This window comes from Pseudomonas sp. SBB6 (assembly GCF_024213215.1).
In the GTDB taxonomy this organism is placed as follows: domain Bacteria; phylum Pseudomonadota; class Gammaproteobacteria; order Pseudomonadales; family Pseudomonadaceae; genus Aquipseudomonas; species Aquipseudomonas donghuensis.
Map to the genome: position 1 here is coordinate 578481 of NZ_JANAVH010000003.1, position 24648 is coordinate 603128.

Below are 24648 nucleotides of genomic sequence, written 5' to 3' on the forward strand. Positions count from 1 at the left end.
TCTGTTCAGTGTTCGCGCCTCAATTTCAAGGAGTCATACATGTCTATCACCCGCAGCAGCGCCGCCCTGGTCATGGCCACCAGCTTGCTTGCCAGCCTTCCGGCCCTGGCTGAAGAAGCCCCTCGCTACAACCAGATTTCGCTGCGCGCCGAAGTCAGCAAGGAAGTGGCCCGCGACCTGATGGTCGTGACCCTGTACAGCGAAGCGCAGAATACCGACCCGGGCAAGCTCGCCACGCAAATCACCGAAACCATGAACAAGGCGGTGAAACAGGCCCGCGAAGTCAAGGAGGTGAAGATCAGCCAGGGCAGCCGCAACAGCTATCCGATCTACGACAACAAGGGCCAGAGGATCACTGGCTGGCGTGAGCGCGCCGAACTGCGCCTGGAAAGCGCCAACTTCCCGGCCCTGTCGCAACTCACCGGTACCCTGCTGCAGGACCTGAAGATGGGCGGCATGGACTTCTCCATCGCCCCGGCCACGCGCAAAACCAGCGAAGACGAGTTGCTCAAGGATGCCGTCAGCGCCTTCAAGGCCCGCGCCCAACTGGCCACCGAAGCGCTGGGCGGCAAAGGCTACAAAGTGGTCAACCTCAACCTCAACAGCAGCGGCTACCCGCATCCTTATGCCCGTAGCGCGCCGATGATGATGAAAGCCGGCATGGCCGAAGACGCTGCTGCCGTTCCAGAAATCGAGGCGGGCACCAGCCAGGTGACCCTCAGCGCCGACGGCACCATCGAAGTCCAGATGCCGTAAACAACGTTACTTTTCTGCTGTTTCGCGGCAGCTTCGGCTGCCGCGAACCCTGTTACTCGTAGCATCTCATGCCCCAATTTAGTGCAAAGACTGACTCGATATAGAGACAACGTCTTCGAAACACACTGAAACACCCCCTCGCAAACGATCAACTCCATAAAAAATTATACGGATGCGACATTCTTGTACGTTCGTCCCACTGTTTTCCGTCACACATCCCTTTGAGTGTTGCATTGGGTATGGGGCCTGCATAAGTATCCGCAGGTCGGCTCACAAGGCCCCCTCAAATCAAAAATGACAACAATGAGGCCACCATGCTCAAACACGCGGTCATTCCGTTTCTGGTCGGCGCAGGCTTGCTTGCCGGCGCCCCCTCTGCCCTTGCGGCGACTAACCTGGTGTTTTGCTCCGAAGGCAGCCCAGCGGGCTTCGACCCTGGCCAATACACCACCGGAACCGACTTCGATGCCTCAGCCGAGACCGTCTTCAACCGTCTGAGCCAGTTCGAGCGTGGCGGCACTGCGGTCATCCCGGGCCTGGCAACTCGCTGGGACATTTCCGAGGATGGCCTGACCTATACCTTCCACCTGCGTGAAGGGGTCAAGTTCCATACCACCGACTTCTTCAAGCCGACCCGCGCATTCAACGCCGACGACGTGTTGTTCACCTTCAATCGGATGCTCGACAAGGACATGCCGTTCCGCAAGGCATACCCCACCGAGTTCCCGTACTTCACCGACATGGGCATGGACAAAAACATCGCCAAGGTCGAAAAGCTCGACGATCACACGGTCAAGTTCACCCTCAATGGCGTCGACGCCGCCTTCATCCAGAACCTGGCCATGAGCTTCGCCTCGATCCAGTCCGCCGAATACGCCGACCAGTTGCTCAAGCAGGGCAAGCCCGCCGACATCAACCAGAAACCGATCGGCACCGGCCCGTTCGTGTTCAGCAAGTACCAGAAAGACGCGCAGATCCGCTTCAAGGGCAACAAGGACTACTGGAAGCCTGACGATGTGAAGATCGACAACCTGATCTTCGCCATCACCACCGATGCCTCGGTGCGCATGCAGAAGCTCAAGAAAAACGAGTGCCAGGTCACCCTGTTCCCGCGCCCGGCCGATATCGAGCCGCTGAAGAACGACCCCAACCTGAAGATGCCTGACCAGGCCGGCTTCAACCTCGGCTACATCGCCTACAACGTGATGGACAAGATCAAGGGCAGTAACCAGCCCAACCCGATGGCCCAGCTCAAGGTCCGCGAAGCGCTGGACATGGCGGTGAACAAGCAGCAGATCATCGATTCGGTGTACCAGGGCGCCGGCCAGCTGGCAGTCAACGCCATGCCGCCGACCCAGTGGTCCTATGACACCACCATCAAGGACGCCAAGTACGATCCGGAAAAAGCCCGGCAACTGCTCAAGGAAGCCGGCATCAAGGAAGGCACCGAGATCAACCTCTGGGCCATGCCGGTGCAACGTCCGTACAACCCCAATGCCAAGCTGATGGCCGAGATGCTGCAGTCGGACTGGGCCAAGGTCGGCATCAAGGCCAAGATTGTCAGCTACGAGTGGGGTGAGTACATCAAGCGCTCCAAAGGCGGCGAAAACGGCGCCATGCTGATTGGCTGGAGCGGCGACAACGGTGACCCGGACAACTGGCTGGGCACCCTGTTCGGTTGTGATGCCCTGGAAGGCAACAACTTCTCCAAATGGTGCTACAAGCCGTACGACGACCTGGTCAAGCAAGCCAAGGCCACCTCTGACCAGGCCAAGCGCACCGAGTTGTACAAGCAAGCGCAACACATCCTCAAAGAACAGGTTCCGATGACACCCATCGCTCACTCGACGGTGTATCAACCTATGCGTTCAACCGTACAGGACTTCAAGATCAGCCCCTTTGGCTTGAACTCCTTCTATGGGGTCAGCGTGACCAAATAGCAGCCAAACGGATCGGCCCCGCGACGCCACACGGCACCCGGGGCCGCAACCTGATGGCCTGGCAGGTCAACCGCTAGCGCATCGACACGGAAACGTCGCCCGCTCTATCGGATACCTCCTACACACCTCTGCGCAATCGCACCTATCTGCAACGCCCTGATGGACCTACCGTCAAGGGTGCAGCGTAGTCGGCGCGATTCGTACAGCTGTGCGCCATGGACCGCGTGAAAAACAACAAGAGAGAAGGGATTGTCATGCGCCACACCCCGATTTATGCGGCATTTCTGGGCCTTGGCCTGCTCGCCCAGGCCCCTACCAGCCTGGCCAACAACCTGGTGTTCTGCTCCGAAGGCAGCCCGGGCGGTTTTGACACGGCGCAGTACACCAGCGCCACCGACAACGACGCCGCCGAACCGATCTACAACCGCCTGGTGGAATTCGAGCGCGGTGCTACCGCCGTCAAGCCGGCCCTGGCGAAAAGCTGGGAGGTGTCCGACGACGGCCTGACCTACACCTTCCACCTGCGCGAAGGGGTCAAGTTCCATAGCAACAAGGCTTTCACCCCCAGCCGCGACTTCAACGCCGCAGATGTGCTGTTCACCTTCAACCGGATGCTCGACCGCAACCACCCGTTTCGCAAGGCCTACCCCACCGAGTTTCCCTACTTCGTCAGCATGAGCCTGGACAAGAACATCGCGCGGATCGAGACGACCGACCCGATGACCGTGGTCTTTACCCTCAACAGCGTCGATGCCGCTTTTGTGCAAAACCTGGCAATGAGCTTTGCTGCCGTGCTCTCGGCCGAGTACGCCGAGCAATTGATGGCTTCCGGGCGCCCCAGCGACATCAACCAGAAGCCGATCGGCACTGGCCCGTTCGTGTTCCAGCGTTACCAGAAGGACTCGCAGATCCGCTACCGCGGCAACAAGGACTACTGGGACCCGAGCCAGGTGAAGATCGAGCAGTTGATCTTCTCGATCAACACCGACCCCTCGGTGCGCATCCAGAAACTGCGCAAGAACGAATGCCAGGTCACCCTGCACCCGCGCCCGGCCGATCTCGATGCGCTCAAAAGCGACCCCTCGCTGCAGGTTATCGAAAAGCCCGGCTTCAACCTCGGCTACATCGCCTACAACGTGCAACACAAACCTTTCGATCAGCTTGAAGTACGCCAGGCCATGGACATGGCGGTGAACAAGCCGGCCATTGTCAAGGCGGTGTACCAGCAGGCCGGGCAGCTGGCGGTGGGCAGCATGCCGCCGACCCAGTGGTCCTACGACGACAGCATCAAGGATGCCGGCTACAACCCGGACAAGGCCCGCGAGTTGCTCAAGGCTGCCGGGGTCAAGGAAGGCACCGAAATCACCCTGTGGGCCATGCCCGTGCAACGCCCGTACAACCCCAATGCCAAGCTGATGGCCGAAATGCTCCAGGCCGACTGGGGCAAGGTCGGTCTGAAAGTGAAGATCGTCAGCTACGAATGGGGCGAATACCTCAAGCGCACCAAGGACGGCGAACACGACATCTCGCTGATCGGCTGGACCGGCGACAACGGTGACCCGGACAACTGGCTCGGCACCCTGTACAGCTGCGACGCGATCGGCAGCAACAACTACTCCATGTGGTGCGACCCGCAGTACGACGCCCTGGTCAAGAAAGCCAAGACCATCACCGACCGCGAGCAACGCACCGTGCTCTACAAACAGGCGCAGCAGCGCCTCAAGCAACAGTTGCCCATCACCCCGATCGCCCACTCGACGGTCAACCAGCCGCTCAGCGCCAAGGTCGTGGATTTCAAGGTAAGTCCTTTCGGGCGCAACAACTTTTCAGGCGTCAGTACCGAATAAAAACCGACTTCTCCCTCGAGGGTGCGCATCGCCCTCGCAGGAGAACTCAACCTGAAGATGCTCGATTGCCCTACAGCAAACGTTTGCAACCCTTGTTCCATCCGGCAAGACGCCCAGCTCAAAAAGCCAGGCGGTCACTAAAAAAAGAAAAGAAAAGGGAGCTTTACCTTGAGACGAACCAAAACCGCAGTACTGGCATTGTCCCTCAGTGGCCTGTCAGCCGTGGCCCAGGCCGAACCCGCCAGCCAGGACTTCGTCCCGGTCAGCGTCAAATCCACCAGTGCCCAGAGCGAAGCCAAGGGTTTCATCGAAGGGCAGAGCCTGTCCGGCTCGACCCGCAACTGGTATGCCCGCGAACGCGCCACCCGCGCGCCGATGTGGAAGTACTACAAGAGCGATGGTACCCGCCACGACACCCACAGCCGGGACAACTGGGTCCAGGGCACCATCCTCAACTACACCTCGGGCTTTACCGAAGGCACCGTTGGTTTCAGCACCGAAGTCGCGGCCTACAACGCCATTGCCCTGCAGCGCGGCCGTGCCGCAGTGGCCGGGCCGAATAACCGGACCCTGACCCACAGCGATGGCGACGTCATCGGCCAGTGGAGCAAGATGGGCCTGGCCAACGTCAAGGCGCGGGTTTCCAACACCACCCTGACCGCCGGCCGCCAATCGATGGACACCCCGGTACTGGCGTACATCGGCAACCGGGCATTGCCATCGAGCTTCGAGGGCGTGAGCATCCGCAGCGAAGAATTCGACAACCTGGCCTTCGATTTCGGCACCTTCGACCGACTCTCGACCCGGACCGAACAGGGCACCAGCAAATTCGTTGCCGAGTACGGTGATCGCGCCTTTGAAGCCGATCACGTCAACATCGCCGGCGTCAACTACCAACCACTGAAGAGCCTGAAAACCAACTTCTACGTGTCCAACGTCGAAGACCTGTGGAACCAGTACTACTTCGGTGCCAGCCATGAGCTGGGCGACAGCGCGGTGCTGAGCCTGACCACCGGCCTGAACTACTACAAGACCAAGGACGAAGGCAAAAGCAAGCTGGGTGACATCGACAACGACACCTACAGTCTGTCGTTCGGCCTGACCCACCAGGCCCACAACCTGACCTTCTCCTACCAGCAGGTCAACGGCAACGAATACTTCGACTACCTGCACGACACCAACGCGATCTTCCTGGCCAACTCCCTGCTCTCGGACTTCAACGGCCCGAACGAGAAGTCGATGCAGATCGCCTACGTGCTGAACATGGCCCAATACGGCGTGCCGGGGCTCAAGTTCAACCTGTACAACGCCCGTGGCTGGGGCATCGACGGTACCCACTACAAGGGCACCGGTTACGACGTCCGCGGCCTGGACGACGAGAACCACTACGAGTGGGGCATCGGCACCACCTACGCGGTGCAGAGCGGCACCCTGAAGGACACCACCATCCGCGCGACCTATACCGCCCACCGGGCCAGCAAGGCCCAGGCCGACGGTAGCCTGGACGAGCTGCGGATTGTCACCACCATTCCTTTCAACTTCCTCTAGAACGCGGCAGCCCGGTCGGTTCGCCGAATCGACCGGGACGGCTACTCTGGTTAATCGATTGCAGGAGGTTTCATGAAACTGTTACCACTACAGGCTGCCCTGGCAGCCGTCCTGTTGAGTACTGCGGCGGGCCTCTCGGCCAAGCCGCTGGTGGTGTGTACCGAGGCCAGCCCGGAAGGCTTCGATATCGTCCAGTACACCACTGCCGTGACCGCCGATGCCTCGGCCGAGGCCATCTTCAACCGCCTGGTCGACTTCAAGCCAGGCACCACCGATATCCAGCCAGCCCTGGCCGAACGCTGGGACATCAGCGCAGACGGCCTGACCTACACCTTCCACCTGCGCGAAGGGGTCAAGTTCCACAGCACCGACTACTTCAAACCCACTCGCGATATGAATGCGGACGACGTGCTGTGGAGCTTCCGACGACAGCTGGACCCGAATCACCCGTGGCACAACAAGACCAGCATCGGTTTCCCTTATTTCGAGAGCATGGGTTTCAAGGACCTGCTCAAAAGCGTCGAAAAGACCGACGATCACACCGTGGTCTTCACCCTCAATCGCCCAGAAGCGCCCTTCCTGCGTGACCTGGCCATGGCCTTTACCTCAATCTACTCCGCCGAGTACGGCGACCAGTTGCTCAAGGCCGACAAAACCGCCGAGCTCAACAGCAAGCCAATCGGCACCGGCCCGTTCATCTTCCAGCGCTACAACAAGGACGCCCAGGTTCGCTACAAGGCCAACCCGGAATACTTTCGCGGCAAGCCGCCAGCCGATGCCCTGATCTTCGCCATCGCCAACGACAACAACGTGCGCCTGCAAAAGCTCAGGGCCAACGAGTGCCAGGTGGCGCTGTATCCCAAGCCCGACGACATCCCCAGCATCAAGGCCGACCCCAAATTGAAAGTGGCCGAGATGGAAGCGCTGACCACCGGCTACATCTCGCTCAACACTGAACACAAGTACCTGAGCGATGTGCGCGTGCGCAAAGCCATCAATATCGCCTTCGACCGCCAGACCCACGTCGACCAGCTGTTCGGCAAAGGCAACGCGCTGGTCGCGGTCAACCCTTACCCACCGACCATGATCGGCTACAACACCGACAACAAGAACCCGCCCCGCGACCTCGACAAGGCTCGTGCCCTGCTCAAGGAAGCCGGTGTGCCCGAGGGCACGGTGCTGACCTTGTTCACCCGCAACGGCGGCGGCCCGACCAACCCCAACCCGCGACTGAGCGCCGAAATGCTCCAGGCAGACCTGGCCAAGATCGGCCTGACCGTCGACATCCGCGTGATGGAGTGGGCGGAGATGCTGCGCCGCGCCAAAAAAGGCGAAGCCGATATGGTTTCCACCGGCTGGGCCAGCGACAACGGCGACCCGGACAACTTCCTCAGCCCACTGCTTAGCTGCGACGCGGTGAGAAGTGGCGAGAACTATGCCCGCTGGTGCAATCAAACTTTCCAGCAGTTGATCACCAAGGCTCGCGAAGTCACCGACAACGATGAGCGTGCAGCGCTCTATGTAAAGGCTCTGGCGGTGTACGATGAAGATCAACCGTGGATCAGCATGGCGCACCCGCAGATGTTCACCGCCATGCGCGACAACGTTGAGGGGTACCACATCAATCCCCTCACCAATAACAACTTCGCCACTACCCAGGTGAAGTAGAACAAGAACGACCGCCGGCGCCCTACCCGGGTGCCGGTGGGCATGCCTGACCGGCTGATGAGGTACTCCAGAAGATGTTTAGTTTTATTGCCCGGCGCCTGGGATTGCTGATCCCGACCTTCTTCGGCATCACCTTGCTGACGTTTGCGCTCATACGGCTGATACCCGGCGATCCGGTTGAAGTCATGATGGGTGAACGGCGGGTCGACCCGGAAATGCACGCCCAGGCCATGGAGCGCCTGGGGCTGAACAAACCACTTCCCGAACAGTACCTGGACTACGTCAGCAAGCTTGCCCAGGGTGACCTTGGCGAATCGCTGCGTACCCGTGAAAGTGTCTGGACCGAGTTCCTCGCCCTGTTCCCGGCAACCTTGGAACTGGCCATGGCGGCGCTGTTTTTCGCCGGGGTGATCGGCCTGCTGGCCGGGGTAATCGCCGCGCTCAAGCGCGGTTCGCTGTTCGATCACGGGGTCATGGGTATCTCGCTGGCCGGCTACTCGATGCCGATCTTCTGGTGGGGCCTGATCCTGATCATGTTCTTCTCCGTAAGCCTGGGCTGGACCCCGGTTTCCGGGCGCATCGACCTGCTTTACGACATCGAGCCGAAAACCGGCTTCATGCTCATCGACACCTTGCTCAGCGACGAAGAAGGCGCCTTCAAGGACGCGCTGATGCACCTGATTCTGCCGGCCATTGTCCTGGGCACCATTCCGCTGGCAGTGATCGCCCGGATGACCCGCTCCTCCATGCTCGAAGTGCTGCGCGAAGACTACATCCGTACGGCCCGCGCCAAGGGCCTGTCACCGGCCCGCGTGGTGTTCGTGCACGGCCTGCGCAACGCGCTGATCCCGGTGCTGACGGTGTTCGGCCTGCAGGTCGGCACCCTGCTGGCCGGTGCGGTACTGACCGAAACCATCTTTTCCTGGCCGGGCATCGGCAAGTGGCTGATCGAAGCCATCGGCGCCCGTGATTACCCCGTGGTACAGAACGGCATCCTGTTGATTGCCTGCCTGGTGATCCTGGTCAACTTCGTCGTGGACATTCTCTACGGCCTGGCCAACCCACGCATCCGTCATCAGCGCTGAGGGCCTCGTCATGACTACCCCACTTCCGAAATCTGTCACCACCCCGGCCACCGCTGTCGACCAGAGCCTGCTCTACCCTTCGCCGTACAAGGAGTTCTGGCAAGCCTTCTCGCGCAACAAGGGTGCGGTCGCCGGGCTGATGTTCATGAGCCTGATCGTATTCTGCGCGCTGTTCGCACCCTGGGTGGCGCCGCACAACCCCAGCGAGCAGTACCGTGACTTCCTGCTGACCCCGCCGGTGTGGCTCGAAGGCGGCAACTGGCAGTTCATCCTCGGCACCGACGAACTCGGTCGCGACCTGCTCTCGCGCTTGATCCAGGGCTCGCGCCTGTCGCTGCTGATCGGTCTGTCGTCGGTGGTGATCTCGCTGATCCCGGGGATCTTCCTCGGTCTGTTGGCCGGGTTCTTCCCGCGCATCCTCGGGCCGTCGATCATGCGCCTGATGGACGTGATGCTGGCCCTGCCCTCGCTGCTGCTGGCGGTCGCGATCGTCGCCATCCTCGGCCCTGGCCTGATCAACACCGTGATCGCCATCGCCATCGTCTCGTTGCCATCCTATGTGCGCCTGACCCGCGCGGCGGTGATGGGTGAACTGAACCGTGACTACGTCACCGCCGCGCGCCTGGCCGGTGCCGGCCTGCCACGGCTGATGTTCGTCACCGTGCTGCCCAACTGCATGGCGCCGCTGATCGTCCAGGCCACCCTGAGCTTCTCTTCGGCGATCCTCGACGCTGCCGCCCTGGGCTTCCTCGGCCTTGGTGTGCAGCCGCCAACCCCCGAGTGGGGCACCATGCTGGCCTCGGCCCGCGACTACATCGAACGCGCCTGGTGGGTCGTGAGCCTGCCTGGCCTGACCATTTTGCTCAGCGTGCTGGCAATCAACCTGATGGGTGACGGACTGCGCGATGCGCTGGACCCGAAACTCAAGAATGCCGCCTGAGGAGATCGCCATGTCACTTCTGCAAATCAAGAATCTGAATGTGCGCTTTGGCGACGCCAATGCGGTACCGGTGGTCGACGGCCTGGACCTGTCGGTCAATGAAGGTGAAGTCCTGGCCATCGTCGGCGAATCGGGCTCCGGCAAGTCGGTGACCATGATGGCGTTGATGGGCCTGATCGACGCCCCCGGGCGTATTACCGCCGACGCCCTGACCTTCGACGGCACCAACATGCTCAAGCTCAGCGGCCGGCAACGACGCAAGGTGGTCGGCAAGGATATGGCCATGGTCTTCCAGGACCCGATGACCGCTCTCAACCCCAGCTACACCGTGGGTTTCCAGATCGAGGAAGTCCTGCGCCAGCACCTCGGCCTGCGCGGCAAGGCTGCCCGCCAGCGTGCCCTGGAACTGCTCAAAAAGGTTGAAATCCCTGGCGCCGAAAGCCGCCTGGACGCCTATCCACACCAGCTTTCCGGCGGCATGAGCCAGCGGGTGGCGATCGCCATGGCGATTGCCGGCGAGCCCAAGCTGCTGATCGCCGACGAACCGACCACCGCCCTCGATGTCACCATCCAGGCGCAAATCATGGAACTGCTGCTCAACCTGCAAAAAGAGCAGAACATGGCCCTGATCCTGATCACCCATGACCTTGCCGTAGTGGCCGAAACAGCCAAACGGGTGTGCGTGATGTACGCAGGCCAGGCCGTGGAAGTGGGTCAGGTGCCCGAACTGTTCGACGTACCGGCGCACCCCTACAGTGAAGCCTTGCTGGCGGCGATCCCCGAGCACAGCCAAGGCGCCGAGCGCCTGGCGACCCTGCCGGGCATCGTCCCCGGGCGCTACGATCGCCCCGAAGGCTGCCTGCTGTCGCCGCGCTGCCCGTACGTGCAGGACAACTGCCGCCGGCAACGGCCAACCCTCGATCCCCAGGCCCATAGCCAGGTGCGTTGTTTCTACCCGCTGAACCAGGAGGTGGCGTAATGACCGTCGTCCTTACCGCCCGTGAACTGACCCGTCACTACGAAGTTTCCCGTGGCCTGTTCAAGGGCCATGCCCTGGTACGCGCACTCAACGGTGTGTCCTTTGAACTGGAAGCCGGCAAGACCCTGGCTGTGGTTGGCGAGTCCGGCTGTGGCAAGTCGACCCTGGCCCGGGCCCTGACCCTGATCGAAGAGCCGTCTTCCGGTTCGCTGAAGATCGCCGGCCAGGAAGTCGCCGGGGCCAACAAGGCCGAGCGCAAGCAACTGCGCAAGGACGTGCAGATGGTCTTCCAGAGCCCTTACGCCTCGCTCAACCCGCGACAGAAGATCGGCGACCAGTTGGGCGAACCGCTGCTGATCAACACCAACCTGAGCAAGGCCGAACGCCGCGAGAAGGTGCAGGCGATGATGCAACAGGTCGGCCTGCGCCCCGAGCACTATCAGCGCTACCCGCACATGTTCTCCGGTGGCCAGCGCCAGCGTATTGCCCTTGCCCGGGCGATGATGCTGCAACCGAAAGTGCTGGTGGCCGATGAACCGACTTCGGCCCTCGACGTGTCGATCCAGGCCCAGGTACTGAACCTGTTCATGGACCTGCAGAAGGAGTTCAACACCGCCTACGTGTTCATCTCCCACAACCTGGCGGTGGTGCGCCATGTGGCGGATCAGGTGCTGGTGATGTACCTGGGCCGGCCAGCGGAAATGGGCCCCAAGGAGGATATCTACAGCAAGCCGCTGCACCCTTACACCCAGGCGCTGCTGTCGGCGACACCGACCATTCATCCGGACCCGCTCAAGCCGAAAATCAAGATCGCCGGCGAGCTGCCCAACCCACTGAATCCGCCACCTGGCTGTGCCTTCCACAAGCGCTGCCCGTATGCCACCGAGCGCTGCGCGGTGGAGGAACCGGCGTTCCGCCAGGTAGGGACGCGACAAGTGGCGTGCCATTACGCCGAGCAGTTCCTCTAAGGGCTGCTTTGCAGCCCATCGCTGGCAACGCCAGCTCCCACAGGATCCCTTGTGGGAGCCGGCCTTGCCGGCGATTGGGGCGCGCAGCGGCCCCAACGGCAGTTGAGCCTCGATCAGCCTTGGGGCACTATCAGTCAATGACCCCAGCCCCTATCCCCGACGGCCCGGAACAAACCCCGGAAACCGCCGCCACCGTCCTGCGCTACCACCTGTGCTGGAAGCATCGCGACCTCGACGGGGTCATGGCCTTGTATCACCCCGATATCCACTACAACGACTTCTTCCAGAACCGCGTCTTGCACCTCGACCAGCTGCGCGAATACGTGCGCGTGAGCATGCCCCGCGAAGCCGATGAAGACATCGTCCACAGTGACCGCATCCGCGTCGACGGCTGCACCGCCTTCATTCAGTACCAGGTCACCCTGCGCGGAGGCGAAGGTTTGGTGGCGTTCCAGTCCAGCGAAGCGATCACCGTGCGCGACGGCTTGATCTGGCGGGTCAACGAGTACGCCTCGCTGGTCCGTGCCCCCAGCCAGGCCCCCGGCCACAACGACCTGCGCCCGGCAGTCAGCCGCCTGGGCCTGTCGCCGCGCCAGCTGAGCTTCATGGCCCAGGACCTGGAACAGTACTTCCAGCACCAGCAACCCTACCTGGACCCGGAGCTGGACCTACAGCGCGTCGCCCGCGAAAGTGGCTACAGCCGTAACCAGATCTCCTACCTGCTCAACCAGGTGCTCGGCCAGAGCTTCTACCGCTACGTCAACCAGGCCCGCCTGCAACACCTGCTGACCAGCCTGGGGGCCAGCGCCACAGTCGCGCGCGTCGACGAGCTGGCCTTTGCCGCCGGCTTCAACTCGCTGTCGGCGTTCTACAAGTGTTTTCGCCAGCACACCGGCCTGTCGCCCAAGGCCTACGTGAAGCAGAATTCTCTGCGTGCACGCACGTAAGACACAGCGCCCCGCAAGCTTCTAGGATCGCCACAGACCGTTACCGATGTGGAGCCGAACAATGCTGGCATGGCGCAGTATCAGCCTGTGGATGGACCAACTCGATGAGCCGTTGGCCTCACGCCCGGCGCTGCAACAGGACCTGGACGTCGACGTCTGCATCATCGGCGCTGGCTACACCGGGCTGTGGACCGCCTACTACCTCAAACGCCTGGCGCCGCAACTGAACATCGCCATCGTCGAAGCGCAGATCGCAGGCTTCGGTGCTTCCGGGCGCAATGGCGGCTGGCTGATGGGTAACCTGCTCGGTGAAGACCGCCTGCTCGCCGGCTGCACCCCCGAACAGCGACGCGCCAGCTTTGACCTGCTGCACGGCATCCCCGATGAAGTTGCCCAAGTGCTCGAATGCGAAAGCATCGACTGCGACTACCGCAAAGCTGGCGTGCTGTATTGCGCCGCGCGCTACCCCGAGCAGGAAACCAGCCTGCGCACCTACCTGAACAAATGCTACAAACAGGGCCTGAGCGAAGCCGACTACCGCTGGCTGAGCCCCGATGAGCTGGCGCTCCAGTTGCGTATCAGCCGCCCCTATGGCGCAATCTTCAACCCCAATGTCGCCACCATCCAGCCGGCCAAACTGGTACGCGGCCTGGCCCGTACGGTGGAGGCCATGGGCGTGAAACTCTTTGAGAGCAGCCCCGTCACCCAGTGGCGCGCCGGCGAGGTGCGTACGTTGCAGGCACGGGTCAAATGCCAGTGGCTGGTACCGGCGGTCGAGGGCTACTCGGTCAATCTGCCGCCACTGGGCCGCTATCAAATGCCGGTACAAAGCCTGCTGGTGGCGACCGAGCCGCTGCCCGAACAGACCTGGGAGCAGATCGGCCTCAACCGCGGCCAAGCCTTCAGCGAGAACAGCCGTCAGGTCACCTACGGTCAGCGCACCCTCGACAACCGCCTGGTGTTTGGCGCCCGTGGCGGCTACCGCTTCGCCGGGCGCCTGCGTGACAACTTCGACCTCACCGACAGTGAAATCGAACTGCGCCGCTACCTGTTCGGCGAACTGTTCCCGCAGCTCAAGAACGTCGCCATCACCCACGCCTGGGGCGGCAACCTGGGCATGGCCCGGCGCTTCCAGCCGCACATGTTCTGCGACCGCAAACAGCGGATTGCCCTGGCGGGTGGCTACGGCGGCGAAGGCGTCGGCGCCAGCAACCTGGGCGGGCGAACCCTGGCCGACTTGATCCTGGAGCGGCGCAGCGTGCTTACCGAACAGCCCTGGGCCAACCACGACCGGGCCCTGCACAGCCTGCCCGGCTGGGAGCCTGAACCCTGCCGCTGGCTGGGCTACAACGCGATCATCAAGAGTTTCGTCCATGAAGACCAGACCCTCGCCAACCCGTCCAGCGCCCCCTGGCGCCGACGCCTGGCAGGCGGCGTGGCGGACTTCATGGAAGGTTTCATGCGCTGACTTTTCGTTCCCCTGCACAGGACTCACCGGTATGAGCATTACCCAGTTCAAGAACACCGACAGCGTCACCCTCGACGACTCCAACCCGGTGGCCGTACCGCTCGGCGAGCCGGTCTCGATCGCCTCGGTAACCTGCGTCGAGCGCAGCGATGGCGTCGAAACCGGCATCTGGGAATGCACCCCGGGGCGCTGGCGCCGGCAGATCGTCCAGCAGGAGTTCTGCCATTTCATCAAGGGCCGCTGCACCTTCACCCCTGACGGTGGCGAACCGCTGAGCATCGAAGCCGGCGACGCCATCCTGCTACCGGCCAACAGCACCGGCACCTGGGATATCCAGGAGACCGTGCGCAAGACCTACGTGCTGATTTTCTGATCATTTGATCGCCTGCCTCCTTCGATAAAAAACAGACCAAGCAAGGAATCCGGACATGCGCCCATTGCTCTTCGCACCTGTACTACTGGCCGCCTCCGTCGCCCAGGCGGCCGATACGGTGAAAATCTACAACTGGTCCAGCTACATCGCCCCCGACACCCTCAAGCACTTCCAGCAGGCCAGCGGCATCGTGCCGACCTACGACGTGTTCGACAGCAACGAGACCCTCGACGGCAAGCTGATGACCGGCAACTCCGGCTACGACGTGGTGTTCCCCTCCAACCACTTCATGGCCCGGCAGATCCAGGGCAAGGCGCTCAAGCAACTGGACAAGCGCCAGCTGCCCAACTGGAAAAACCTCAACCCGGTGCTGCTCAAGGCCCTGGAGGTCAACGACCCGGGCAACCAGTACGGCTTCCCGTACCTGTGGGGCAGTACCGGGATCGGCTACAACATCGACAAGGTCAAGGCGGTGCTGGGCGACAAAGCCCCGGTGGACTCCTGGGACCTGATCTTCAAGCCCGAGTACATCAGCAAGCTGAAAAGCTGCGGCGTGGCGGTGCTCGACAATGGCCCGGAACTACTGCCGATCGCCCTCAACTACCTGGGCCTGGCGCACCACAGCCAAGACCCGAAAGACTACGACAAGGCCAAGCAACTGCTGATGACTGTGCGCCCGTACATCAGCTACTTCCACTCCTCCAAGTACACCGGCGACCTGGCCAACGGCGATATCTGCGTGGTGGTGGGCTTCTCCGGCGATGTGCTGCAGGCCAAGAACCGGGCAGAAGAGGCGAAAAACGGCGTGAAGGTCGGCTACTCGATTCCCAAGGAAGGCGCACCGATGTGGTTCGACATGGTCGCCATGCCGGCCGACGCACCAGACGAGAAAGCCGGCTACGCCTATATGAACTACCTGCTGCAGCCTGAAGTGATGGCCAACATCAGCAACCATGTGCAGTACGCCAACGGTAACCTCACGGCCGACACCCTGGTCGACCCGGCGCTAAAAGCCAACGGCATGATCTACCCCAGCGACCAGATGCTCGGCAAGCTCTATGCCCTGGAAGCGATGCCGGCCAAGATCGACCGCATCCGCACCCGGATCTGGACCAGCATCAAGGCAGGCAATTGATATAAGTAACGCCTCTACCCTGCTTGCCTGCGGCAATCTCCAGCGATTGCCGCGGGGATCGGCCCCCGGTTGTCTTTTACTACCGGGACCGCTTCATGACGTTTGCCAACCTGCCCTACTTTCACCGTGACGTCCTGCGTGCAGGCTTCGCTCGTCAGCTCGAACAGCTCCACGCCAGGCAGCCGCTGACGGACCCACAACATCAATCCCTGCAGCGACTGAGCGATGACCCGGCCCTGCGCGTGGACCGCCTGGATGCCCTGACAAGCGATGGCCAGGCCATCGCCCTGGATACCACTTTCCTGCTCAGCCACCGCGACTGGCCTGAAGTGTTCATCTATAACCCCGACTTCGGCCTGCAACGCTTTGCCGACCGGCATCAAGCCAAGCAGACGCTGCTGAGCCTCCAGGATCATCCTGCACTGATCGGGAAAGTGCTGCGTTACGCACCTGCGGCGCAACGGCAGATAGTGCAACTGCACCCTGCCGTGGATTTTCAGGCCACGTTGGTTGATACACCGCTGTTCGACCATCTGATGCTGACGATCAATGATCGGCTTAGCGACCGGACCAGCCCCCGGCACACACTGCCAGCACCACCCTCAACGGCCGCTTTGCAACGGATTGCTTCAACCCTTAGCAATGGCAACCCGGATGCCGCCTCGATAGAGACTCAGCTAGGGCTATTGGTAGCGGAGTATCACGCCATGCTCGCCCAGCGTCCAAACCTCAACTCGATCACCCGGGCGCTGGTCAAACATGAGCTGGCACGCTTTCTGGAAAAGGGCCCGGCCCTGCACGCCATCACCGTACACCCCTCGCGCAGCAGCACCCCGGCCTTGTCCTTGATCGAGTTGATCTGGCACCCCACGGACAAAACGCAATGGCAGGCCAGTGCCGCAACAGCCACTGAACTGCCTATCCCCTTGCGCTTGCTACCCCCGACGTTGATCCACCACTGCACGGGGCGAGTGCGCCGCAACCTTCGCCCGCAACTGCAACAGGTATTGATGAGCGACGAGCAACTGACCCAAGGCTACCAGCAGCAACTACTTGCGCTGATCCGCGCCCTGGCCGACCGCCTCGACACCCCGCTTGCACCCGCGTCGCTGCCGGCACGACGAGCACAGGTTCTGACGCTTTACGACCGGGCCATCGCTGCCCGGCTGCCGGGCAATGTGGTCAAGGCGCTCAACCGCTACTACAGCGAGCGTGACGAGATTGCCGGGATCCTGGCTAGCCTGCGCGAGCGGGCCAAGGCGCAGACTGTTGCTGCCCATGCACCGCCCTGGTTACGCAAGGCATCGGCAACCGATCAGCACGACTACTTGCAGGTGCTGGCCAGGAACCTGTCGAGCACAACCGAGGACTATCTGTTCGATATCCCCGATATCGACACCTACGCCCATGCACAACTGCAACGGCGCCTGGACCAGGATTTCGGCCCCGGGCATTACCGACCCGAAGACATTTTCGTTACCACCAACCGCTGGATCACCGCGCCGGCGCTGCCTGGCGAAATCCCCTTGGCGCTGCCTGCCAGTTACCTGCGTCATCGCCAGACACTGGTCGAGTATGCGCTGGATCATTACCGCGACTGGGACAATGCAATCACCTTCGTCAGCGACCAGTACCATAATCTGTTGCCGGCAAGCTTGCGCAGCCAGTACATACGCACCCTCGCCAAGGCGCTGGACATTGGCGGCCATTACCAGCGCCTGCTACAGCAAAAATTCGCCGAACACGACCCCGACTATGCGCGGCGCTTGGCAACCTTCTGCCGGCAACTACCCGGGCAGATGCTTGAAGCCGCCTGGCGCGCCAGGCTCAAGGGCGAGCTGAATGCTCAAGCGCTGCAACTGATTTACCGGGTACTGGAAATGCCGGACGACAGCAGGCGGCAAGCCTTTGCCGGCATGAGCATCAACATGACGCCACTGCTGCTGGTGGCCGATACCGGGCTCGAGCCTGACCAGGTGCCCGGCCTGTACCTGATCGGTGCACAGGAGGCGGGCCCGCTGGTGCTGTACAGCCCCTACGACAGTCGCCAGACCTATCAGCAATTTGCCGGTACCCGCGATCTGCTGAAAAAGCTCAGGACCACCCCGGCGCTGCAGGCCCTGCTGCTCGGGCGCATGCCTGCGCTGATGCGCAAGCGCTATGCCCGCGGTGGCTTTGAAGAACCGCACCTGCCGTTCAGCACGGAATCGGATTTCGACCTGCCGTTTTCCCGCCCCGGCCCCATCACCCTGGCGTGGCGTCCGATCGCCGGCAACCTGCTCAAGCAACTGTTCGTGGATAACGCCCAGATGCTCCAGGACATGGCCCAGGCCCAGTTGGTAACCCTTGAACAAGCCCGCTGGCAAACATTGAAGAACCTGCTCGGCCAGCTCTGGTTGCAAGTCAGCATGTTCCTGCCTGGCCGGCTGGGCACGCTGCTGGCCATCTTCCAGGCAGAAACCGGCGTGCTGCAAACCCTGGAAAAACTTGATCGCAGCAACTGGGGCCAGTCACTGGCCGAACTTTGCGCGGCACTGGTACAGGGCTTGCTGGTAGGCAAAGTCACTGGCGCGGTCGAATCGCTGGAGGTGTTCTGGAAAAACCTGGAGAACAGGGCACCGCCTGAAAAAGCCGGATCGCTCGAGTCCGGCGGCGTACTCAGCGACCTCAGCGGCCGCTATACCCGTCGGGTGGTGTCCCGGGAACAGATATCGATACTCGCGGTCGGCATGCCGCAGATCCAGCGTGTGAACCCTTATCGTGCCAACTTGATCCGCGAAGCACATGATACGGCGGTGACCTACCTGGTGAACTGCCACTACCACCTCAGTCGAACCACGGCGAGCCAGCTGCCGGTGCAAACGACAAGGGTCCTGAGGGAGTTCTTCAACGTGGCGGACGTGTCCGACGCACTCCTGGTGCAAGTAGGCAAGCCGATAAAGAAACTGCTGACGCTGCTGCTCTCACGCAACTACTCACCGGTGCATTCGACTCGTTATGTCATGGGTACCAGTTTCGCGGCTCCCGTCGATGCCAGCGCCTTCATCAACCCCGCCGACCGCAGCCGACAGATCTTTTTGCTCGACGCCTTCTTCGACAATCCGACCATTAATCAACTTTCGCTACGCGGGCAATACACCCAACCGCAAGCCGCCAACCTCACCCGCGCCTTCACCCTGCTGCACGAGCTGTCCCACCTGGCCTGCCAGACCCGCGACATCATCTACATCCTGGGCACCGCCCCCTATGCTGACTGGCTGATCGCAGGTCCTGAGCGCGCCTGGCTGGAACGCGCCCACGAGAGCGGCTTCAGCGCCATGACGCCGATGAACACGTTGTTCACGCTGTTCGATGAAGGCACAGGCACGCGGCGCGACTTGCGTCGCAGTGATCGTAAAGGCAAGAAGCTGGTGCTGAAGATCACCGGCGCCCGGGACCTCAATCAGGCCCGCCAGGTGTTCTTGAATGACAGCGAAAAACGCGCGCAGATCATGCTGTCCAATGCCGACAGCCTGGCATTGCTGATCTACCGGTTAGGCGCAGAACTGCACCCATGAGGGAAGCAACCCCGCCGCACCGAAGGCGGCGGGGCATGACGATCAGTGATGTTCGCGGGTCGCGCGGAACTTCACATCCGGCCAGCGCTCTTCCATCAGCGCCAGGTTGACCCGGGTCGGAGCCAGGTAGGTCAGGTGACCACCGCCGTCGATGGCCAGGTTTTCCACGGCCTTGTTCTTGAATTCCTCGAGCTTCTTCTTGTCGTCGCAGCTGATCCAGCGCGCCGACCAGACGGTGATTGGCTCGTAGGCACACTCGACCTTGTACTCTTCCTTCAGGCGGCTGGCGACCACATCGAACTGCAGCACACCGACGGCGCCGAGGATGATGTCGTTGCTGCGCTCGGGGAAGAACACCTGGGTCGCGCCCTCTTCGGCCAACTGCTGCAAGCCCTGGCGCAGTTGCTTGGACTTGAGCGGGTCTTTCAGGCGCACACGGCGGAACAGTTCCGGGGCGAAGTGCGGAATACCGGTGAAGCCCAGAGCCTCGCCTTCGGTGAAGGTATCGCCGATCTGGATGGTACCGTGGTTGTGCAGGCCGATGATGTCGCCGGCCCAGGCCTCTTCCAGTTGCTCACGTTCGGAGGAGAAGAAGGTCAGCGCGTCGCCGATGCGCAGGTCCTTGCCGGTGCGCACATGGCGCATCTTCATGCCCTTCTCGTAACGGCCGGAGCAGATACGCATGAAGGCGATACGGTCGCGGTGCTTGGGGTCCATGTTCGCCTGGATCTTGAACACGAAACCGCTGAACTTCTCTTCGCTCGGCTCGACGCTGCGCTCGTTGGCCTCGCGCGGCAGCGGGCGTGGCGCCCAGTCGACGACGGCATCGAGCACGTGGTCGACGCCGAAGTTACCCAGCGCGGTTCCGAAGAACACCGGGGTCAGCTCGCCGCGCATGAACTCGTCCTGATCGAATTCGTGGCAGGCACCCTGCACCAGCTCCAGTTGCTCGAGGAAGCGCTCGTACTCGTCACCCAGGTGGGCGCGGGCTTCATCGGAGTCGAGCTTCTCGATGATCTTCACCTCGGTACGCTCGTGGCCGTGGCCCGGGGTGTAGACAATGATGTAGTCGCCCGCCAGGTGGTACACGCCCTTGAAATCGCGGTAGCAACCGATCGGCCAGGTGATCGGTGCGGCCTTGATCTTCAGGACCGCTTCGATTTCGTCGAGCAGTTCGATCGGGTCGCGGATATCCCGGTCGAGTTTGTTGATGAAGCTGACGATCGGCGTGTCACGCAAGCGGCAGACGTCCATCAGGGCGATGGTCCGTGGCTCGACCCCTTTACCGCCGTCGAGCACCATCAGCGCCGAGTCGACGGCGGTGAGGGTACGGTAGGTATCTTCCGAGAAGTCTTCGTGGCCCGGGGTGTCGAGCAGGTTGATCATGTGCTCGCGATAGGGGAACTGCATCACCGAGGTAGTGATGGAGATACCACGCTGCTTCTCCATTTCCATCCAGTCGGAGGTGGCATGGCGGTCGGACTTTCGCGATTTCACCGTACCGGCAACGGCAATCGCCTTGCCCATCAGCAGGAGCTTTTCGGTGATGGTGGTCTTACCCGCATCGGGGTGGGAAATAATGGCGAAGGTGCGGCGTTTCGCGACTTCGGCGGCCTGGTTGGTCATGGGAAATCGCCTGGCAGGTGATTCAAAAAAAGGGCGCAGATTATAGCCCAAATTTGCCCCCGAACTGAACCGTTGGGTTAATCAGCGCTGGCCAAATGCCGCTTCAGATGGGAACCTTTACGGCTGTGGAGGCGTCCACTCCCCTGATCCGCAATCGGTCATGACCGTTCGTCAGGGTTGGTTTCACCGGCACTACGAGCCTGACGAGGCTTCGCTTATGGCGTGTTCCGCTCCGTTTTCGGACAACGCGCTGCTTATCGCGATCACACTGCCTGCCGCCTGGAATGGTGGCCGCCACGGGAGTGTGTTCGCCGACAACAAAAGGAGTCCGCCTGTGGCTAAAAGCTATGGCAAGGGGCTGATGGGATGTGCCTTCGTGCTCGTCATCCTGGCCCTGCTGATCCACTGGATCGGCATCGATACGATCGCGCACTACCGCGCCGATCTGTGGTTCTACCTGCAAGCGCACCTGATGCTGGTGTTGCTGTCGATGGTGGCGGCGTTAGCCGTGGGCATACCCGCTGGGATTGCCTTGAGTCGACCACACCGGGTCGACCGCGCCGAACGCTTCATGCAGTTTTTCAACATTGGCAACACCATCCCCCCTCTGGCCGTTCTGGCCATCGCCCTGAGTTTCCTGGGCATTGGCGCCGGCCCCGCAGTCTTCGCGCTGTTCCTCGCCTCCCTCCTGCCCATCGTACGCAACACCTACGAAGGCCTGAAAAACGTTCCCGCCTCGCTCAAGGAAGCCGCCACCGGTATCGGCATGACCCCGCGCCAGACCCTTTGGCGGGTCGAGTTGCCCAACGCCGTGCCGATCATCGTCGGCGGTGTGCGGGTGGCCCTGGCGATCAACGTCGGTACCGCGCCGCTGTCGTTCCTGATTGGCGCCAATAGCCTGGGCAGCCTGATTTTCCCCGGCATTGCCCTGAACAATCAGCCGCAACTGCTGCTCGGCGCTGCCTGTACCGCCCTGCTCGCCCTGGTGCTCGACGCCCTGGTGGCGCAGTCCAGCCGCCGTTGGCTTGAACGCGGCCTGGCCCACTAAGCGAAGGAACTCTCATGAAAAGAATCGCCTTGTTGCTGGGCGCGGCCCTGCTGTTCGCAGGATTTGCCCAGGCCGCGACCAAACCTGTGATCCGCCTCGGTGCGCGGGTCTTCACCGAACAGACGGTGCTGGCTGAAATCACTGCCCAGTACCTCAACCAGAACGGCTTTGACGTGCGTATCACCGGCGGCCTGGGCAGCAACCTTGCCCGCAGCGCCCACGAAACCGGCCAGCTGGACATGGTCTGGGAATACACCGGTGTTTCGCTGGTGTCCTACAACCATATCGACGAACGCATGCCCAGCGCCGCCGCCACCTACGCCAGGGTCAAGGAACTGGATGCCAAGAAAGACCTGATCTGGCTGACGCCGTCGAAGTTCAGTAATACCTACGCCCTGGCCCTGCCGCGCAGGGTCGCCGAGCAATACCCGCAGGTCAACAGCATCAGCGAACTGAACCAGGTGCTGCGCGACGAGCAGGACCGCCCCCACGTGGTGGCCCTGGACACCGAGTTCGCCAACCGTCCCGATGGCCTGGTGGGCCTGAGCGAAACCTACGACCTGCAACTGACCCGCCGCGACATCCGCCAGATGGACGCCGGCCTGGTCTACACCGCGCTACGCAACGGCCAGGTGTTCAGCGGCCTGGTGTACACCACCGACGGGCGCCTGAGCGCCTTTGACCTCAAGCTGCTGGAAGACGACAAGCACTACTTCCCCGATTACACCGCAGCCCCGGTGGTGCGCAAGGCCGTGCTCGACGCCCACCCGCAACTGGCCAGCCTGCTCAAGCCCCTGGCCGAACAGCTCGACGACGAAACCATGCGCCAGCTCAACGCCAAGGTCGATGTCGAACACCAGAGCCCGGGCAACGTCGCCGCCGAGTACCTGCGCCAGCATCCTCCTGCACAGGAGCAGCCATAACATGCTCGATACCTTTACCCACCTGGACTGGGCCCAGGTCCTGCACCTGACCTGGCAGCACATCACCCTGGTCGGCATCGCCGTCAGCCTGGCGATTGTCATCGGCGTGCCGCTGGGCATCCTCATGACCCGCTTCCCGGCCCTCGCCGGCCCGCTGCAAGCCGCTGCCACGGTGCTGCTGACCATCCCCTCGATCGCCCTGTTCGGCCTGCTGCTGCCGTTCTACTCCACGTTCGGCCAGGGGCTGGGGCCGTTGCCAGCGATCACGGCGGTGTTTCTGTATTCGCTGTTGCCGATCCTGCGCAACACCTACCTGGCCCTGACCAACGTCGAGCCGGGCATCCGGGAAGCCGCCCGCGGCATCGGCATGACCTTCGGCCAGCGCCTGCGCATGGTCGAGTTGCCCATCGCCGTGCCGGTGATCCTCGCCGGTGTACGTACCGCCGTGGTCATGAACATCGGTGTCATGACCATCGCCGCGACCATCGGCGCCGGTGGCCTGGGTGTGCTCATCCTTACCTCCATCAGCCGCAGCGACATGTCGATGCTGCTGGTCGGTGCCGTGCTGGTGAGCCTTTTGGCCATCATCGCCGACCTGCTGCTGCAAATCCTGCAACGTGCCCTGACTCCAGAAGGACTGCGCAAATGATCGAACTCCAGAACCTCAGCAAGACCTTCCACGCCAACGGCAAGGACGTCAAAGCCGTCGACTCCGTGAGCCTGACCGTCAACGAAGGCGAGATCTGCGTGTTCCTCGGCCCGTCCGGTTGCGGCAAGAGCACCACGCTGAAGATGATCAACCGCCTGATTGCGCCGACCTCCGGCAAGGTGCTGATCAACGGCGAAGACACCACCGGCCTGGATGAAGTGACCCTGCGCCGGCGCATCGGCTATGTGATCCAGCAGATCGGCCTGTTCCCCAACATGACCATCGAGGAGAACATCACCGTGGTCCCGCGCCTGCTCGGCTGGGACAAGCAGAAATGCCACGAGCGCGCCCGCGAGCTGATGAGCATGATCAAGCTCGAACCCAAGCAGTACCTGCAACGCTACCCACGTGAGTTGTCCGGTGGCCAGCAACAGCGTATCGGCGTGATCCGCGCCCTTGCCGCTGATGCGCCATTGCTGTTGATGGACGAGCCGTTCGGCGCGGTCGACCCGATCAACCGCGAGATGATCCAGAACGAGTTCTTCGAGATGCAGCGGGCGTTGAACAAGACCGTGATCATGGTCAGCCACGACATCGACGAGGCGATCAAGCTGGGTGACAAGATTGCGATTTTCCGCGCTGGCAAGCTGATCCAGATCGACCACCCGGACACCCTGCTGGCCCATCCTGCGGACGATTTTGTCAGCAACTTCGTTGGCCAGGACAGCACCCTCAAGCGCCTGCTGCTGGTGCGTGCCGAAGACGCCGCCGACAACGCACCGGCGGTAAGCCCACAAACGCCGGTAGCCGATGCATTGGAACTGATGGACGAACATGACCGTCGCTACCTGGTGGTCACCGACGGGCAGAACAAGGCCATGGGCTATGTGCGTCGTCGCGACCTGCATCGCCAGCAAGGCACCTGCGCCGACTTCCTGCGTACCTTCAACGCCACCGCGTCGCACGATGAGCACCTGCGCATCCTGCTGTCGCGGATGTACGAATTCAATCGCTCGTGGTTGCCGGTGCTGGATGCCGAGCAGGTGTTCCTCGGCGAGGTGACCCAGGAATCGATTGCCGCCTACCTGAGTTCGGGGCGTTCGCGTGGGGGCAAGACCTGCATTGTGTCGCCGGCAGAAGCGGTCGCGTAACGCTGAAAAGCATCGCGGGGCAAGCCCGCTCCTACATGTG

Annotated in this window: 19 protein-coding genes; 18 read left to right on the plus strand and 1 reads right to left on the minus strand. The window is 62.0% G+C overall.

What is annotated here, in order from left to right; genetic code table 11:
• Nucleotides 1–39: 39 nt before the first annotated feature.
• From NLX68_RS08790 to NLX68_RS08855, 14 genes are all read left to right on the plus strand, one after another.
• Entirely contained in the window at nt 40–756 is a 717-nt protein-coding gene (locus tag NLX68_RS08790) for an SIMPL domain-containing protein (protein WP_254283674.1), read from the plus strand.
• A 314-nt stretch (nt 757–1070) separates the two neighbouring features.
• Nucleotides 1071–2696 (plus strand): ABC transporter substrate-binding protein, encoded by a 1626-nt coding sequence (locus NLX68_RS08795; protein ID WP_254283675.1) that lies wholly within the window; start codon nt 1071–1073, stop codon nt 2694–2696.
• A gap of 254 nt (nt 2697–2950) precedes the next feature.
• Nucleotides 2951–4543, plus strand: coding sequence for an ABC transporter substrate-binding protein (locus NLX68_RS08800; RefSeq protein WP_254283676.1), 1593 nt, complete (start codon nt 2951–2953; stop codon nt 4541–4543).
• Between the two features lie 168 nt (nt 4544–4711).
• Nucleotides 4712–6091: an OprD family porin gene (locus NLX68_RS08805; RefSeq protein ID WP_254283677.1), complete on the plus strand. Its 1380-nt coding sequence runs from the start codon at nt 4712–4714 to the stop codon at nt 6089–6091.
• Nucleotides 6092–6163: 72 nt separating this feature from the next.
• Complete coding sequence (locus NLX68_RS08810; protein ID WP_254283678.1) at nt 6164–7759, plus strand: ABC transporter substrate-binding protein; 1596 nt, start codon at nt 6164–6166, stop codon at nt 7757–7759.
• Nucleotides 7760–7833: 74 nt separating this feature from the next.
• Nucleotides 7834–8844 carry an ABC transporter permease subunit gene (locus NLX68_RS08815; protein WP_036993941.1) on the plus strand — a complete coding sequence of 337 codons (1011 nt, stop codon included), beginning with the start codon at nt 7834–7836 and terminating at the stop codon, nt 8842–8844.
• Between the two features lie 10 nt (nt 8845–8854).
• A complete protein-coding gene (locus NLX68_RS08820) occupies nt 8855–9784 on the plus strand; it encodes an ABC transporter permease subunit (RefSeq protein WP_036993939.1) in 930 nt (309 codons plus the stop codon).
• 10 nt (nt 9785–9794) lie between these two features.
• A complete protein-coding gene (locus NLX68_RS08825) occupies nt 9795–10763 on the plus strand; it encodes an ABC transporter ATP-binding protein (protein WP_254283679.1) in 969 nt (322 codons plus the stop codon).
• The gene (locus NLX68_RS08830) at nt 10763–11731 is read left to right on the plus strand and encodes a peptide ABC transporter ATP-binding protein (RefSeq protein WP_010223426.1); all 969 of its coding nucleotides are present in this window, start codon (nt 10763–10765) and stop codon (nt 11729–11731) included. Before NLX68_RS08825 ends, NLX68_RS08830 begins: the two co-directional genes overlap by 1 nt.
• Nucleotides 11732–11868: 137 nt before the next feature.
• Entirely contained in the window at nt 11869–12678 is an 810-nt protein-coding gene (locus NLX68_RS08835; protein ID WP_254283680.1) for a nuclear transport factor 2 family protein, read from the plus strand.
• A gap of 61 nt (nt 12679–12739) precedes the next feature.
• Nucleotides 12740–14146 (plus strand): FAD-binding oxidoreductase, encoded by a 1407-nt coding sequence (locus NLX68_RS08840; RefSeq protein ID WP_254283681.1) that lies wholly within the window; start codon nt 12740–12742, stop codon nt 14144–14146.
• Nucleotides 14147–14177: 31 nt separating this feature from the next.
• A complete protein-coding gene (locus NLX68_RS08845) occupies nt 14178–14519 on the plus strand; it encodes a cupin domain-containing protein (protein WP_010223429.1) in 342 nt (113 codons plus the stop codon).
• A 55-nt stretch (nt 14520–14574) separates the two neighbouring features.
• Nucleotides 14575–15654 carry a polyamine ABC transporter substrate-binding protein gene (locus tag NLX68_RS08850; protein ID WP_254283682.1) on the plus strand — a complete coding sequence of 360 codons (1080 nt, stop codon included), beginning with the start codon at nt 14575–14577 and terminating at the stop codon, nt 15652–15654.
• Nucleotides 15655–15749: 95 nt separating this feature from the next.
• Nucleotides 15750–19211, plus strand: a complete 3462-nt coding sequence (locus NLX68_RS08855) for a DUF6543 domain-containing protein (protein ID WP_254283683.1) — start codon at nt 15750–15752, stop codon at nt 19209–19211.
• A 42-nt stretch (nt 19212–19253) separates the two neighbouring features.
• On the opposite strand, the gene NLX68_RS08860 is transcribed toward NLX68_RS08855, so the two are convergent.
• Nucleotides 19254–20837, minus strand: a complete 1584-nt coding sequence (locus NLX68_RS08860) for a peptide chain release factor 3 (RefSeq protein ID WP_254283684.1) — start codon at nt 20835–20837, stop codon at nt 19254–19256.
• Between the two features lie 334 nt (nt 20838–21171).
• Between NLX68_RS08860 and NLX68_RS08865 the strand changes: the two genes are divergently transcribed.
• Genes NLX68_RS08865 through NLX68_RS08880 form a run of 4 tightly spaced genes read left to right on the plus strand, consistent with a single transcriptional unit; the run spans nt 21172 to nt 24608 of the window.
• The gene (locus NLX68_RS08865; RefSeq protein ID WP_010223432.1) at nt 21172–21885 is read left to right on the plus strand and encodes an ABC transporter permease; all 714 of its coding nucleotides are present in this window, start codon (nt 21172–21174) and stop codon (nt 21883–21885) included.
• 14 nt (nt 21886–21899) lie between these two features.
• Nucleotides 21900–22808, plus strand: a complete 909-nt coding sequence (locus NLX68_RS08870; protein WP_254283685.1) for a glycine betaine ABC transporter substrate-binding protein — start codon at nt 21900–21902, stop codon at nt 22806–22808.
• A gap of 1 nt (nt 22809) precedes the next feature.
• Nucleotides 22810–23457 (plus strand): ABC transporter permease, encoded by a 648-nt coding sequence (locus NLX68_RS08875; protein WP_100781962.1) that lies wholly within the window; start codon nt 22810–22812, stop codon nt 23455–23457.
• The gene (locus tag NLX68_RS08880) at nt 23454–24608 is read left to right on the plus strand and encodes a betaine/proline/choline family ABC transporter ATP-binding protein (protein WP_254283686.1); all 1155 of its coding nucleotides are present in this window, start codon (nt 23454–23456) and stop codon (nt 24606–24608) included. Before NLX68_RS08875 ends, NLX68_RS08880 begins: the two co-directional genes overlap by 4 nt.
• The last annotated feature ends 40 nt before the right edge of the window (nt 24609–24648 follow it).